This window comes from Fibrobacter sp. UWB2, assembly GCF_002210425.1.
Lineage (GTDB): Bacteria > Fibrobacterota > Fibrobacteria > Fibrobacterales > Fibrobacteraceae > Fibrobacter > Fibrobacter elongatus.
The window spans coordinates 639,290-653,734 of sequence record NZ_MWQK01000001.1 but is presented as its reverse complement, the minus strand read 5'-3'; the positions used below and the strand labels follow the sequence as shown (position 1 = coordinate 653,734).

The 14,445-nt window shown below is 48.1% G+C and carries 17 protein-coding genes and 1 tRNA gene; 10 read left to right on the top strand and 8 right to left on the bottom strand.

What is annotated here, in order from left to right:
* Nucleotides 1-47: 47 nt before the first annotated feature.
* On the top strand, nt 48-1,076 hold the full coding sequence (gene gap, locus B7982_RS02815) for a type I glyceraldehyde-3-phosphate dehydrogenase (RefSeq protein WP_012819946.1): 1,029 nt from the start codon (nt 48-50) through the stop codon (nt 1,074-1,076).
* Between the two features lie 182 nt (nt 1,077-1,258).
* On the opposite strand, the gene B7982_RS02810 is transcribed toward gap, so the two are convergent.
* Together B7982_RS02810 and B7982_RS02805 are read right to left on the bottom strand one after the other, a co-directional pair.
* On the bottom strand, nt 1,259-2,053 hold the full coding sequence (locus B7982_RS02810; RefSeq protein ID WP_088659448.1) for a hypothetical protein: 795 nt from the start codon (nt 2,051-2,053) through the stop codon (nt 1,259-1,261).
* Nucleotides 2,054-2,071: 18 nt separating this feature from the next.
* Complete coding sequence (locus tag B7982_RS02805) at nt 2,072-3,085, bottom strand: hypothetical protein (RefSeq protein ID WP_088659447.1); 1,014 nt, start codon at nt 3,083-3,085, stop codon at nt 2,072-2,074.
* A gap of 128 nt (nt 3,086-3,213) precedes the next feature.
* On the opposite strand from B7982_RS02805, the gene B7982_RS02800 reads away from it, so the two are divergent.
* From B7982_RS02800 to B7982_RS02785, 4 genes are all read left to right on the top strand, one after another.
* A tRNA-Lys gene (locus tag B7982_RS02800) sits at nt 3,214-3,286 on the top strand.
* Nucleotides 3,287-3,333: 47 nt separating this feature from the next.
* Nucleotides 3,334-4,452, top strand: a complete 1,119-nt coding sequence (locus tag B7982_RS02795; RefSeq protein ID WP_088659446.1) for a DegT/DnrJ/EryC1/StrS aminotransferase family protein — start codon at nt 3,334-3,336, stop codon at nt 4,450-4,452.
* Nucleotides 4,442-5,734 (top strand): O-antigen translocase, encoded by a 1,293-nt coding sequence (locus B7982_RS02790; RefSeq protein ID WP_088659445.1) that lies wholly within the window; start codon nt 4,442-4,444, stop codon nt 5,732-5,734. Before B7982_RS02795 ends, B7982_RS02790 begins: the two co-directional genes overlap by 11 nt.
* The gene (locus B7982_RS02785; protein WP_088659444.1) at nt 5,731-6,606 is read left to right on the top strand and encodes a glycosyltransferase family 2 protein; all 876 of its coding nucleotides are present in this window, start codon (nt 5,731-5,733) and stop codon (nt 6,604-6,606) included. Before B7982_RS02790 ends, B7982_RS02785 begins: the two co-directional genes overlap by 4 nt.
* Before the next feature lie 47 nt (nt 6,607-6,653).
* On the opposite strand, the gene B7982_RS02780 is transcribed toward B7982_RS02785, so the two are convergent.
* Genes B7982_RS02780 through B7982_RS02770 form a run of 3 tightly spaced genes read right to left on the bottom strand, consistent with a single transcriptional unit; the run spans nt 6,654 to nt 9,210 of the window.
* Nucleotides 6,654-7,733, bottom strand: coding sequence for a hypothetical protein (locus B7982_RS02780; RefSeq protein ID WP_088659443.1), 1,080 nt, complete (start codon nt 7,731-7,733; stop codon nt 6,654-6,656).
* Complete coding sequence (locus B7982_RS02775; RefSeq protein ID WP_088659442.1) at nt 7,730-8,695, bottom strand: glycosyltransferase; 966 nt, start codon at nt 8,693-8,695, stop codon at nt 7,730-7,732. The genes B7982_RS02780 and B7982_RS02775 overlap by 4 nt, the downstream gene beginning before the upstream one ends.
* Entirely contained in the window at nt 8,695-9,210 is a 516-nt protein-coding gene (locus B7982_RS02770; RefSeq protein WP_088659441.1) for a hypothetical protein, read from the bottom strand. Before B7982_RS02770 ends, B7982_RS02775 begins: the two co-directional genes overlap by 1 nt.
* Before the next feature lie 116 nt (nt 9,211-9,326).
* Between B7982_RS02770 and B7982_RS02765 the strand changes: the two genes are divergently transcribed.
* The 3 genes from B7982_RS02765 (at nt 9,327) to B7982_RS02755 (ending at nt 11,254) form a co-directional block, all read left to right on the top strand.
* A complete protein-coding gene (locus tag B7982_RS02765) occupies nt 9,327-9,887 on the top strand; it encodes a hypothetical protein (protein ID WP_088659440.1) in 561 nt (186 codons plus the stop codon).
* Nucleotides 9,888-9,898: 11 nt separating this feature from the next.
* On the top strand, nt 9,899-10,390 hold the full coding sequence (locus tag B7982_RS02760) for a hypothetical protein (RefSeq protein WP_012819925.1): 492 nt from the start codon (nt 9,899-9,901) through the stop codon (nt 10,388-10,390).
* 264 nt (nt 10,391-10,654) lie between these two features.
* The gene (locus B7982_RS02755) at nt 10,655-11,254 is read left to right on the top strand and encodes a superoxide dismutase (RefSeq protein ID WP_088659439.1); all 600 of its coding nucleotides are present in this window, start codon (nt 10,655-10,657) and stop codon (nt 11,252-11,254) included.
* 49 nt (nt 11,255-11,303) lie between these two features.
* Here B7982_RS02755 and B7982_RS02750 read toward each other — a convergent pair whose 3' ends face one another.
* The gene (locus tag B7982_RS02750; protein WP_088659438.1) at nt 11,304-11,822 is read right to left on the bottom strand and encodes a hypothetical protein; all 519 of its coding nucleotides are present in this window, start codon (nt 11,820-11,822) and stop codon (nt 11,304-11,306) included.
* Between the two features lie 251 nt (nt 11,823-12,073).
* Here B7982_RS02750 and B7982_RS02745 point away from each other — a divergent pair, with 251 nt between their 5' ends.
* Nucleotides 12,074-12,703 (top strand): PH domain-containing protein, encoded by a 630-nt coding sequence (locus tag B7982_RS02745; RefSeq protein ID WP_088659437.1) that lies wholly within the window; start codon nt 12,074-12,076, stop codon nt 12,701-12,703.
* A gap of 28 nt (nt 12,704-12,731) precedes the next feature.
* A complete protein-coding gene (locus tag B7982_RS02740) occupies nt 12,732-13,583 on the top strand; it encodes a hypothetical protein (protein WP_088659436.1) in 852 nt (283 codons plus the stop codon).
* On the opposite strand, the gene B7982_RS02735 is transcribed toward B7982_RS02740, so the two are convergent.
* Nucleotides 13,580-14,017 (bottom strand): GNAT family N-acetyltransferase, encoded by a 438-nt coding sequence (locus B7982_RS02735; protein WP_088659435.1) that lies wholly within the window; start codon nt 14,015-14,017, stop codon nt 13,580-13,582. The two genes, B7982_RS02740 and B7982_RS02735, sit on opposite strands and share 4 nt — an antisense overlap.
* An 11-nt stretch (nt 14,018-14,028) precedes the next feature.
* On the bottom strand, nt 14,029-14,424 hold the full coding sequence (locus B7982_RS02730; protein ID WP_233138330.1) for a hypothetical protein: 396 nt from the start codon (nt 14,422-14,424) through the stop codon (nt 14,029-14,031).
* Between the last annotated feature and the right edge of the window lie 21 nt (nt 14,425-14,445).

The window sequence follows — 14,445 nt, the reverse complement described above, 5'->3', positions numbered from 1 at the left end:
ACCGTGTAGGTGGGTAGCAATTTCAACAATAAAAAAAGGATCCAATAATGGCTCTCAAACTCGGTATTAATGGTTTCGGTCGTATCGGCCGTATGGTCTTCCGCGCTGCTGTGGAAAACTTCTCCAAGGACATCACTGTTGTCGGTATCAACGACCTTCTCGACGCTGACTACCTCGCATACATGCTCAAGTATGACTCCGTCCACGGTCAGTTCAACCACGACATCAAGGTCGAAGGCAACTTCCTCATTGTCGACGGCAACAAGATCCAGATCTTCGCTGAAAAGGATCCGACCAACATCACTTGGGGCGCTCTCGATGTAGACGTCGTTGTTGAATCCACTGGTTTCTTCCTCACTGCAGAACTTGCTGAAGCCCACCTCAAGGCTGGTGCTAAGAAGGTCATCATGTCTGCTCCGTCTAAGGACTCCACTCCGATGTTCGTGTACGGCGTGAACGACAAGACCTATGCTGGTCAGAAGATCATCTCCAACGCTTCCTGCACCACCAACTGCCTCGCTCCGATCTCCAAGGTCCTCAACGAAAAGTTCGGCATCGTCCGTGGCCTCATGACCACCGTTCACGCTGCAACTGCTACTCAGAAGACCGTTGACGGCCCGTCCAAGAAGGACTGGCGCGGTGGCCGTGGCATCCTCGAAAACATCATCCCGTCTTCTACGGGTGCTGCTAAGGCTGTGGGTAAGGTTCTTCCGGAACTCAACGGCAAGCTCACTGGTATGTCTCTCCGCGTGCCGACTTCCGACGTTTCCTTCGTTGACCTCACTGCTGAACTCAAGAACGCTCCGGCTGCTGACAAGGACGCAGCATACGCAGCAATCTGCGCTGCTATGAAGGAAGCTTCTGAAGGCGAACTCAAGGGCATCCTCGGTTACACCGAAGACGCTGTTGTTTCTACCGACTTCCGCAACAACTCCTGCACTTCTATCTTCGACGCTAAGGCCGGCATCCAGCTCGACCCGACCTTCGTGAAGGTTTGCTCTTGGTACGATAACGAATGGGGCTACAGCAACAAGGTTTGCGAAATGGCTCGCGTTATCACCAACTACAAGGGCTAATTAAAGTTTAACTAGTGTTAGTGGTGTGGGCGTAACGCTCTAAGCAAATTGATTCCCACACCTCCGCTAAAAAAGCTTTTGGACCTCGCCACTCGGCGGGGTTCTTTTTTTATGCGCCGGAGGCGCAGTATACGATTGTTTTTGTTTGTCATGCCCGACTCCGATCGGACATCGCCCTCTCGTTAATGGCTAATCACTTCTTTTAGAAAGTCTGCTTTGAGCTTGGAAAGGAGTGTTGCCGCTTTGCGCTTTTCTTTGCGCTGTTTGTGATTGCGGAGTAGCGTCGGAATGACGCTTGGATGGTGGAGTGCAAATGGCACGGATGCTTCAGCACCGAATGCTTTAGACAAGATAATAGCGATTGACTTGAGGTCGCGCATTCCCGCGCGCATTCCTGCGAGATTGTGCGCATTTTCTTTGCAATCGTTTCCTGTGACTGCCTCAGCTTCGTCGCCTGTTGCTTGAGCCACGAGATACGGCACGGAGAACATCTTGCCGCCGGCGTGCATCATGCGGAGCGTAAAGTCTGCAAGCCTTGCGCTCTCCGGGAGTGTCGTGTCGAACCCGCCGGTACGTTGGATGATGCGCCTCGAGAAAATTCCCAAATAAGGGTGCGGTGCGGCTACATAGCGCAGCGGTGCGTTCTCGTCAATTTCGACAAAGCCAGAACCCTTAGATGCGGGTTTTAGCAAATATCCACCTAAAAAATTTCCTTTGTCTGTACGGATGCGTGGGGCAAAGGCATCGACCATCGGGAATCCGTCTGTGACTTCGGCAACGTTGTTCAAAAAGTTGCGATCGATCTTGATGCTCGGGTGCGCAAAAACAACCCATTCGCCTTCAATTTCGTCGAGATGCCTGTTCCAGTCGTTGGTGTAAAACCAGCCAAGTTCAGGGTCCGTGAATGGCGGTTGGGGGAGCTTGCCTTGTGCTTCGTCGTAGTTTTCGTCAAAAACAAAAACGTCAAACTGTCGCATCGTTTGTCTCAAAAACTTTTAAAATTCAACGCGGAGGCCGAGTCTGTGCTCAAAGCCCAAGTCTTCTGCAAGGTAAGAGATGGCGTAGTCAAAGGCGAACAAATCGGATGAGTATCCAAGGCCAAGGCTGAGCACTCGTGCTTCGTTTGTCTCGTCCGGTCTGCTAGACGAAGATGCCAGTTCCTTGATATCGCGGGAGATGTCGAGCCAGGTGCGCGTGAAGCCTGCGCGGATGCGGAAAAATTCGCCGAGAGCGTATTCTGCACCGAGGTTCAGGTCCGGTTCTGCATAGCGCGGAAAGTCTGTTTCGGCAAACAAGGTTAAGCGTGGTACACGGCTAGGCCTGAAAAATCCGCCAATGGCAAACGTCTGCGACAAGGGGTAGGAGTCGTCTGCGTCTTCCTTGACATAGCCACGGATCATGGCGCCAAAATCTCTTGCAACAAACGAAAAACCGTAGTTGTTGCTTGAAGATTGCCAGGTCAGGCCCCAGTCAAAAGCGACCGCCATTGCAGTCTGGTCTGTGGCATCGCCGGTGAGCTTGTCGGAGGCAAACTTGAGAGTTGCACCAACGTGGATGTGCTTCATCGGGTAGGCTACGGTCGCTGTAGCAAGCTGGCTGAACGGCTTGTATTCGCTTCCGTTTTTCTCGCCGTATTCATCGTAACCGACAATGGTCCCGTAAGAAATCCAGTTGTACGAGGCCTGGAAGATAAACTTTTCATACTGCGTTGTGTATGAGAGAGTTCCCTGGTTTGCGGCGAATTCGCCTGTCTGCCAATGGGCTTCGGCGACGCGCTTTTTTCCTTCGGTCATGAGGATGGCGCCTGGGTTCAACTGCACAATGGTCGGGTCCGTGGAGTTGAGTGCCGATGCGGATTTTTCGAGAGCCGCATTGCGCGGGCTATCAAAAGTAGAAAGGAACGAAAAAACTTCTTGGCCTGCATCGTGCTTTGAAAAGTAGCCTAAATCTGATGCCGGACATGCGACTGCGATAACCGCTATTGCTGAGAGTTTTTTCAAGAAATCCATGATGTAAATTTATAAAAAGTCGAACAAATATTTTGCACTAAACGTCCCATAAGCGTGATTTTTTTTGTTTATTGGGGTTTTCGACACCTTTACAATACAAAAATGTTTTTATATATTTGCTCGTGCTCGGGCTACTAGCTCAGTTGGTAGAGCAACGCCCTTTTAAGGCGTGGGTCGAAGGTTCGAGCCCTTCGTAGCTCAGTAATCGGTTCCGTTTATCGGAGCCGATTTTTTTTATATTGGAGTTTATGACAAAAGTTCCCTTTCTTGATCTCAAAAGCTTAAATGCTCCCTTCATGGATGATCTCAAAAATGCTGCGTGTTCCGTCGTGGAATCTGGCTGGTATATTCGGGGGCATTATTGCGAACGCTTTGAAAATGCTTTTGCGGAATACTGCGGAGTCAAGTATGCCGTAGGTGTCGGGAATGGCCTGGATGCCCTTTCGCTTATGCTGCGGGCCTCAATGGAACTGGGTCGCTTGCACGAGGGCGATGAAATCTTGGTGCCGGCGAATACGTATATCGCGACTGTCCTTGCCGTTAGCGCTGTTGGACTCAAGCCGGTACTTGTGGAACCTGCCGAAAATAGCTATGACATGAATCCTAAACGCTTGAAGGATGCCTACGGGGCTCGGACTCGTGCTATTTTGGTCGTTCATTTGTACGGGCGCCTCTGCGCCATGGATGAAATTTGTGCGTTTGCCAATGAACATGACTTGTTGCTTTTTGAAGACTGTGCTCAAGCTCATGGCGCGCGAATGAGTGATGGCCGTGGTGCGGGAACGTTTGGTTCTGCAGCGGCTTTCAGTTTTTACCCGACAAAGAATCTGGGGGCGCTTGGCGATGCGGGAATGGTTCTTACGAACGATGCCGATGTCGCGAACATGGTGCGTGCTCTTGGCAATTACGGCTCCGAGCGCAAGTACGTGAACAAGTATAAGGGGGTAAACTCTCGCCTAGACGAAATGCAAGCGGCGCTTTTGCTCGCGAAGCTTCCGCATTTGGACGCTTCCAATGAACGCCGTCGTGAAATCGCTTCTCGTTATTGCGCCGAAATCAAGAATCCGAAAGTCCTTTTGCCCGAGATTCCTGCAACGCCTTCGGAACATGTTTACCATGTGTTCGTGATCCGCTTAAAGAATGAAGAATCTCGCAACGAAATGCAAAAATTCTTGGCTGCCCGCGGAATTGAAACGCTCATCCATTACCCGATTCCGCCGCATTTGCAAGAGGCTTATGTCCACGAGTTTAGCGGCGAGTATCCGGTTGCAGAAGCGATGGCGAAAATGATTCTCAGCATTCCCATGAGTCCCGTGATGACCGATGATGAAGTCTCCGAAGTGATTGGAGCCATTAATGAGTTCTAGGGAAAATAAGACAAATCCTCAGCCTGTGAATTTTTGGAAGGCGTTTATGGGTTCTGGAATGGTGACGTTCCTCAACGCCTTGCGCGTTTTTGTAGTGAACAAGCTTTTGGCGGTGTTCTTGCCGCCGAGTGCTTTTGCATGTGTTGGCCAGTTCATGAACTTTATGACGATGGGGCAGGCAACGTCTTCGTTGGCGCTCCAGAATGGCTGGGTCAGCCTTAGCGCTCAGAATAAAAATGATTTGGAACAACTGAAAGGCGTGTGGCGAGGCGGTTTTCGCTTGACCACGTTTGCTAGTATTTTCACGTTTGCTGTAGCACTCGTTCTCTGCTTTACGGTCCCGCTCGAATCGTTTTTCCCGGGCATCCACCCGCGTCTTGTGCAGGCGGCGATTATCTTTGCCTTGCCGGGCGTCTTTGCGACAAACATCATTACGATTACTGCATCTGTGATGAACGGGCTTGGGCATTACCGCCGTTGGGCGCTCATCAACATGGTGTCCTCGCTATGGCAAATGTTGTGGGTCGCGTTTTTCCTTTATTCGGGGCGCCTGAGCGTACTTTCGATTGTGGCAACGCAGTCTGTAGTTGCAGGGATTTTTGCGGCGCAAATAGCGTCACGTGCTGGCTTTAGCCTGCGTGAAATCCGCAAGAGCGCGCTTGACATCCGTGCGCCGTGGCTCTCGTATGCGTTGATGGGAATTGTCCCTATGCTCTTGTCGCCTGTGGTGCTCACGTTTATGCGACAGACTGTTGGCGATAATCTAGGGTGGGATGCCGCCGGCATTTGGCAGGGAATCTGGAAAATATCGGATTTCTTGACGGCGTTTTTCTCAGCCATCCTCGGCGTTATCATCTTGCCTCGAGTCTCTGCGAAAATGACGAAATCGGAATTCTGGGGAATGTTCCGCCCGATATTCCTTAAGACGATGTTGCTTGCGCTAGTGGCTGTATTGATTCTTTACTTTGGCCGTTCGCTCCTTGTTGCAGTGATGCTTTCTTCATCGTATGCGGGGGCCGCCGATTATCTCCCGGTTCAGTTGCTTGGTGACTTTTTCCGCGTGGGCGGCTGGGCGCTTGGGCTTGTGTTAATAGTGCGCCGTGAAACAAAGAAATTCCTGACGCTTGAAATTTGTTCGGAACTTGTCTTGGCGCTATCGACTTATGCCTTTGTAAAACTTTATGAGTTCAATGGCCCGATGATGGCGTATGCGCTAGAAAATTTCCTTACGCTTGTTGCTTCATTTGTTCTCGTCTGCCGCTTAAAGTGGGGTGAAAAATGACTCCAAAAGTTTCTGTAATCTTGCCAAGTTATAACCATGAGCAGTATGTCGAAGCGGCTGTGCGTTCTGTAATGTTGCAGTCCGGTGTCGATTTTGAACTGATTGTCATCGACGACGGAAGCAAGGACCGTACCCCTGAAATTCTAAAGCGCTTGGCTGATGAACTGAAATTCACGTACATCCATCGGCCGAACAAGGGCGTTGTACCGACGCTTATAGAAGCACTTTCTCTAGCTCGTGGGCGCTATGTCTGTTCGTTTTCGTCCGATGACATCATGCCGCCGGATCGCCTTAAAAAACAGAGCGATTTTTTGGATGCACACCCAGAAGCCGCATCCTGTTTTGGGCAAATCGTCCCGCTATACGAAGGTGATAAGATTGGCTCCGAAATGGACGTTCGCTACTTGCGGAGTGTCCCTCGGATTTCTTTTGAAGAGTCCTTCCTAGGGCAGAAAGCCTTGCACGGCTGTGCCGAAATGTTTGTGCGCGAAAAAATTCTCGCAATCGGTGGCTACGATAAGCGGTATTATTTTGAAGACTATCCGCTTTATCTGAGCATTCTTTACCACTATGGCCCGCAACCGGTCTCGAAGGATTTCGTGTGTTGCTATTACCGGGAACATGGCGATAATCTGCATGTGGACAATGACCGCATTTTTAGCGAAATTTTGCGTATCTTAGCCGAAAACTACAGCAAGCACCCGTTGTATAAAAAGGCGGTCCGTTGCTGGAAGGCGAACTGGTTTTCTGCCGTTGCAGCCCAGAGCAAGCTCAAGGCGCTCCGCCTGATTCCGAAGGTGATTTCGCTTTCGCCCCGGTTTTGGCTTAGACTTCCAAAACTTTTTATTCCACGAAAGCTTTTGAAGTATTAGTTTCGTGAAGCCGGAATAAACTCCGGCTATCATTTTTTGAGACTTGGTTATTCTTCCGCAATCTTGTATGGCACATGCCCAAGCATCGCCGCGTACTTTGGGAAGTTTGACGGATACGTCTTGTATTTGCGATTGCGGTAAAGGATTGCTTTGGAAGCCTTTGAAATCAAGAAAAATTCTGTGAACGCTTTCAGATAATCTGTAGCGTTCTTGGAACTGTTGAAGTCGATGTGGAGGCTTTTGCCCTTGACCGTAACAACGTTTGGCAATTTCTCCGCTTCTGCAAGGAACGTCGGACTATCCGCTGTTACAAGTATTTTACTTGTTTCATTGACGAGATGGTGATGCCCGCTCACTGGCGGGCATGACAATGCTGTATCTGAATTGTCATGCCCCACTTGATGGGGCATCTCCTTCTTCAAAACATTTATCGCCGCACTCAACAGTTTCCGCTTGCCCTTCTCTGACAATTCCTTGAACGTGAATTCCTTAAAATCCCCGAGCTTGTTCTGGAATCGGAACGAAATAGCAGTGTAGCTTTCGCCTAGCAGTTCGCTGTAATGCGTAAGTTCATTTTCTAACAGCGGGGAAGGCTTGAAAAGCTCGTTAAAGTATTTAGGGAACTCTTCGCCGACAGTGTCTACGCACGAATAAAGATGGAACTGCTTGTGCCTAGAATCCAGCTGCCTTTCTAGCGCAGAATCATTGTTGAAATCCTCGCGGTAAAGCAATACGGGCTTGGCAATTTCGCAATTGTGGCTTATTTCGTGTTCGTCAATAATCCAGTCGACTTTATTCGGCTGCAAAATTTCTTGAAGCAAAAACGGCGAAGTGTGGAAAATCTTGAAGTCAAGATTGCGCTCGGTAGCAAACTTGTACGCACTTGCCATTCCGCGCAAGCGGTCCGTGAGCCCGCCGTGCATCCACTTGCCGTCAGCCATGAATATGAGCGTCTGGCGACTCTCGCCTCCGTCGCAACTTTCGAGAATCTCGCCATTTCTTGAGTACCCGTCCTGTAAATGCCTTAACTTAATCCCTCGTTCAATCAAACGGTCGTGTACGCGCTCCTCTCCAAGGATGCGCCGCGCCATGCGGATAACGACTTCTTTGAACGTTAAGGGAATCACGAAAGACCTTTCTTAAGAATCTTCAAAAAGATTGAACGGGGGAGGTACGAAAGCAAAATGGCCATGCGGTTGCGCATGCGAATTCTCAAATCAAAGAACGTGCCAAAACGATATTTACGGATGTGCGCAATCGCTCTTTTGCGGCTTTCTGCAAATTTTTCATCGTCACTAGTGCGCATCAATATGCTGAAGCTTGCGCTCACGAGCATACTGCGGGCAGCTTTGTAAAGCGGCTTCGAAATATGCTTCATCTTTTCGAAAACGTCTTCGGCAATGTCTAGCAAAAGGATGATTTTTGTGCTGCCGGTCTGCGTGGCGAGTTCGCTTCCGGCGCGCTTGCGGTAAAAGTAGAGGTGTGACTTTGTCGTTACTACTTTGTTTGCTCCAAGCAAAATTTCTGGAACGACGGCGAGATCTTCGTAAATCGTATTTGCCGGGAAAAACTTCCCTTTCCACAAGTCGGCCTTGTATAGCTTATTCCAGGCGGAGTAATCCGGCAATGAGTCCTGGTAAAGCGAAATTCTGGCCGCTTCTTCTGGCGTTAGGCTTGCCGAAATAGATGTGTTGGGCGTTGTGCCGTCGCACTTGTACGCTTCATCGATATTCTTGATGGAACAGCAGGCGACATCGGCCTTATGCAACTGCGCTATGAAAAATAACGTTTCCAGAAAGTTCGGGGCTACGCAGTCATCGCTATCGATAAACGTAACGTATTCCCCTCGCATAATCTTGAGTCCTGTATTGCGGGCTTCAGACGGTCCTTTGTTCGGTTGTCCAATAAGCCTGAAACGGGCGTCGGATGAGGCGTAGCCGGCGGCAATTCGAGCGCTTTCGTCGGTCGAACCGTCGTCGATAATGATAGCTTCAAAATCCGTAAAAGTCTGTGCAACGAGACTGTCGAGGCAGTCATTGATGTATGCCTCGGTGTTGTACATTGGGATGATGACGCTTATAGCTGGCATTATTTGCCTTCGACTTCGTTTACGTAACCCTTAAGCATTTCCACCCAGCCCAGTCTGACAAATTCGCCTGCCTTGACGAGGTCGTTTTGCGCCTTCTCGTATGCCTTGAGAATGTTGTTGTATTCCGAAACGTCGCGTATCATCTTCACATCGTGGTGAAGCTTCTTTTCGAGCATGTCCTGCTTCCACTGGGCGACATCGGCGAGGCACTTGCAAGAAACGTCAAGACATTCTAGATAAGGCGGAATGGTTCCGAGGAACGTTTCTTCGTACGGCTTGGCTTTTTTCTTAGCTTCCTTGACGAGCGCTTTTTGTGAAACGACGTTCTTGCGCAGTTCGTCCATGAGCCTTACAATACGGACAAAATCCACCTGCGGCCAAATAAGGCTGAACGGCCACATCTTTTTCCAGTGGAACTTGAAAATGGATTCGTGCGCGGTATTCTTGGCACGCATCATTTCCTTGAGGTTATTGTAGATAATCTGGGAGGGTAATTGGGAAATATCTTCGCTCATACGAGAAGAATATAAAAAATAGGCGCGTAAGTTCTCTATTTTTACTTTAAATTTGCTTGATTTTTTTAAATTAAAGTTTAGATTGTTTCTGAAACGACTTTTTCTAAAGGAATACTATGGATAAAAAGAAAATGAAGATCCTCGTCGTGGCTGACGTTGTCATCCTCGTCGCTCTCATCATTATCCTGATGACGCTCAAGGGCGGCTATGAGGAACAGGCAAAGCGTACTGCAAACGAACAGGAATCGGCTTATTTGGAAAAGAATACTCAGGTTCTCGTGGAACAGTGGCGTTCTGTGGACCAGTACAGCATGGCTTGGAAGCTTGTTTACACGGTGCTTTCCGGTGCTAAGAGCGAAGCCGCATTCAAGAGCGCTCTTACTGCTATCGAATCCGACAAGGAAGCTCGCTTCAAGCAGATTTCTCACCTTTACACGGGCGCAGGTATTAACGACGCTGTGCAGAACGGCATTTTCCAGAAGGCTGGCCTTGCCGAAGGCACGATTCTCCTCAAGAACGAAAAGGGTTCTAAGGAAGTCGCTTGCGGTAAGAATTGCGTTGTGAAGTTCAGCTATGCCAAGGGCAAGCTCAAGAACGTTGATTACAGCGCATTGGTCCAGTATAACCTTGCAAACAGCCTCAAGATTGAAAAGCCGGCTGAATACCATTTTGAATAAGGGAGAACGTCATGAATTTAAAGAATATTTCCATTGCTCTTACCGTTCTCGTTTTTGGCGTTATCGCCATGCTCTTCATGCAGAAGGGTAACTATGTCAACCAGGCTAGGGAACATTACGAAGCCACGACAAACAAGTCCTTCAAGGGTAACTCCATGGTGCTTGATTTGGTGAACAACGGCATCGAAATGAACAAGTCCACTTGGGCCATTGCTTGCGGAGCTCTCCAGACTGTTAGAACCTCCCAGGACATGGCTAGACTCGAAGCCAAGTTCTTCCCGGCAACAAAGGGCAACATGAGCCTCGCCAATAAGACTCGCCGCTTTGAAGCCAGTTCTGCAAACGTCATTGTCGCTAACTTCGGCAAGGTCGAAGAAGACAAGAAGACGGGCGTGAAGAGCCTTGCAGACCTCCAGTCCGTGGACGTGAGCATCTTGCTCGGCAACTATGCCGCCGCAGCAGCTGCTAGCGATGAAGGTTCCGACGAGGGCGACGAAGAATAATCGTCTTTAGTCATCCTCGAGTTATGCCCGCCATCGGCGGGCATTTCCTTTTATGCAGTCATCCCGGCCCCAGTGCTAATATTGTCATGCCCGCCGGAGCCTGTGCTGAGCGCAGTCGAAGTAAGCGGGCATCTCCTGTTTAATAGAGCATTCTCCTATAATATGGAATAATCATTTCTTACTTTTTTGATACGATAGTGCGCTAGGTTAGTATATATTTATTTAGAGCAATGATAAAAACTATCCAAAAAAGGAGGGTTCTTCATGTTTGAACCAGTCAATGGAAAATTTGAAATGCCAGTGCTTCCGTACGGGATGGCTGATTTGGCTCCTGCATTAAGCCAAGAAACGATGCTGTTCCATTTTGGCAAGCACTTGCAGACTTATGTGAATAATCTCAATGCCGCACTTCCGGGGAGCGCTTTCGAAGGCAAGTCCCTTGAAGAAATCGTAAAGACGTCCGAAGGTGGCGTGTTCAATAACGCAGGGCAGATTTTGAACCATGCTATGTACTTTTTGCAGTTCAAGGCTCCGACGATGAGCAATGTCCCGACGGGTGAAATCGCAACGTTGATTACTAGCGAATTTGGATCTTTTGAAAAATTCCAAGAAGAATTTCAGGCGAAAGGGGCTGGACTTTTTGGTTCTGGCTGGGTGTGGCTTTCTGTGACTGATAAGGGCCGTTTGGTCATCACGCAGGAAGGTAATGCGCAGAACCCGATTACCAAGGATCTCAAGCCGCTCCTCACGTTCGATGTGTGGGAACATGCCTACTACATAGACTACCGTAACCGCCGTCCGGATTACCTGAAGTCGTTGTGGAGCATCGTCAACTGGGATGTCGTGAACGAACGCCTCGGCTAAAACCATTTCTCAACAACAAAAATCGCACGGGTCATCCCGTGCGTTTTTGCTATGGTCGCGGTGGCATTTTCGGCAGCACGAGCTTCATGATAATCGGCACGAACACCATAATCAGCACTTGTGCTACGACAAGGCAAACGACCTGCGAAAAGATGAACATCGCAAGGAACGGCGGCTTGTGGCCTTCGGGCATCATTGTGAAGTACACGAAGCAGACCATGGCCGTCGTGATTAGTGGCGTGTAAATCAAGTTCGAAGCAAGCGATTCCACGAAATGAGCCTTTGGCGTGCGTGGCTGCAGGTGGAACTTGCGGGCGAGGGCGGCGTTCACTTTGGGAATCGGTACGAAAAAGCCAATTGCAAAGCTAATGACAAAGCTCAAGGCGAAACATTTCAAGAAACCGATGACAATTGCGATTGTCGGCATCTCAGGCGGGTGTTCTGCCATCAGCTGGCCGGTGAGCGAAAGTCCGAAGCTCATCAAAAGCGCCATGATAAACGCAATTTTCAGCCCCACCTTTCTCATTTGCTTTTGTACTTCTGCCGAAGGGATGTTCTGTTCTTCCATTTTATTCTCCATACCCTAAAAATTGATTTTCTCCGTTTTGGTTGTCATGCCCGACGTGATCTCTTTGCTCACTTAGTGCTTTAGCACTTATGTGAGCATGATCCGCGAATGGGGAATGCATCTCCTTAAGGAGCCGTTTCTATAATATATCATAATTTTTGATAAAATTGTAAACAAAAACAAACGTAATTTGTCAAAATTCCAATAAAAAATTGTAATTTATTAGGGTTCGTCATTTTGGAGCAATTTTTATGGACAACGAACTTAAACTGTTAATTGGTAAAGACGAAAAAATCATTTATGCGGGGAAGCCCAACAAAAAGTGCTTCATCTTCGAAAGCATCTTTAATCCACTGCTCCCGTTTGCGCTGATTTGGGGTATCATTGACTTTGGATTTATTGGCGCTTCGTTCTCGTCCAAAGATGAACACATTGGCTTTTTCTTGGTCCCGTTTATGTTGCTCCACCTGATGCCGGTCTGGATTTACCTCGGCGGTGCGCTCCTGTCGTTTAGGCGTTACCAGAATACGAACTATATCATTACGGACAAAGCTATATATGCGTCTGGAGGAGTTTTCAGCAAACGCTACAATTCAAAACCGTTTGCGGAACTTTCGCACGTGGATTTGCACCGCGGCATTTTTGACCAATGGTTTGGCGTAGGGGATGTTATTACGACGTCAGCCCAGGCAAATCCTGTAACACGGAACGGAAGGACGACTTCTACGAATGCGGGTATTTCTATCGATAGTATTTCCAATTACATCGAAGTCTACAACATCGTGAAAAAGCTCCAGCAGGATGTGTATGCCGATGTGATGTATCCGAATGACTTGCGTCCTCGTGAAAATCACGGGTACAATACAAAGTATCGTGGGTAATAAAAATCAATAATTAAGGAATGGGTAAGTGAATTTGCGGTATTTAATTTGTTGCTTGTTGTTTTTAACGGCTTCATTTTCTTTTGCTAGTGATGACGAAAAACGTGAGGTTAAACAGTACGAATTTCAATCTTCGCAGGATGCGTTTCTTGATTTCAATCGTTCTGTTAGAACGAGTGCTTTTTTGTTAGATGCAGAACAAGCCGAAAATGCGCCTATAGAGACAATCCTAAATTTTTACTGGTGTTGGTCTAACCGTGATGATTCTCCTCGTTGCAAAATCGAATTTTTAGATGAAAGGGGCGAACCCATCATGACTAGCGAAATCAATACGCATCATGAAAAAACTTGTTTTGGAAATCAGACCGATAATTGCAGAGAAGGGGAGTTATTACAAGTTGTTGAAAATCTCAAGAAGGAATATTGTACTTCGCTTGAGCGTAATCAATTTTCTAAAACTAGACAAGTGTCGTTATGGGAGTATACGCAAAAATCCGAAAAGAAAAATAATGCTCCAGAAGATATTTGCGATAAATCGAAGAAGAATCAGCAAAATCTTGATTATTGGACTCCTCTGAAAAAATTGCAAATACAGAGAGATTTAAACTATAAACTTGATGACGTGAAATCAGTTCACATGTATCAAGATACCGAAATTGGTGTAGGTTGGGGCTTTTTTACGGGGCTTTATGGCGCGATAAATGTGGCTCTTATATCGATGGTTGCAGAAATACCAGTGTCATTCTTTATGGGCGGCTATAACTGGAAACATGTGGGCTGGGCGTCACTTGCTGGATTTGTTGGTTTCACTACTTGGGGCATAATTCGTATAGCACGAGATCCTGATGCCACGCGAGTCGATGTGACAATCAAGTTCTAGAGAATTTTTTTCATGCGGGTGCAGTCAAAGATGCCACAGCGGTGTGGCTGATCTCCGATGAGCTTGTACCCAAGCTTCTCGTAAAAGCCCGTGGCTTCCAAACGGCTGTCGATGATTATCTGTTTGTAACCGCATTCGGCAATCCATTTTTCGGCTTCACGGACCGCCATGGCGCCAAGCTTTTGACCGCGATATTCCGGCATCACGACCACGCGTCCGATTGTTGCTGTTTCTGCATCAATTTCGTAGAATCTGCACGTCGCAACAGGATATTCATCGTCAAGTAAAACGATGAACTTCGTACCGTCGCAATCGTGCTCGTCAAACTCATCTCGAAGTGAAATGTGGTACGCCCGATTCATTGCCTGGATGCGCACGCTGTACGCGCCTGCGCGCTGCCATTCTTCTGTTGCACGGAGAACTTTAATATCCATTGGGTTGCCTTTTAATCAAGTTTGTCGAAGAAAATATCGCCGTCTTGCTGGATGATGGTGATGGAGTGTGTTCCTTTGTTGCCCATGTCGTTGTAATGGACGATGTATTTGCCATTGCCGAGAGGTTCGATTTTTTCGATTTCGTGAATGTCTTCGCCATCTTGCGCGTCGCTGCGGAATTTCCAGACCGCGTAGCCACCACCATCGCTGAACTCGGCGTCGTAAGCTTTTGAAAGCTCCTGGGCGAGATTCTTTGTGCAATACTTCGCAATGACGGAATCGTTCGCGAACTCGTCTCCGAAAATGTAATTGGTATAGAAAGTTTGGATTTTTTCTATGGCTTTGGTGTCTACGTTGTTGCTGCTTGATTCTTGTTTGTCGCTACAGGAAAATGCTGTTGCGGCCACCAGTAAAATTAAGGAAATTTT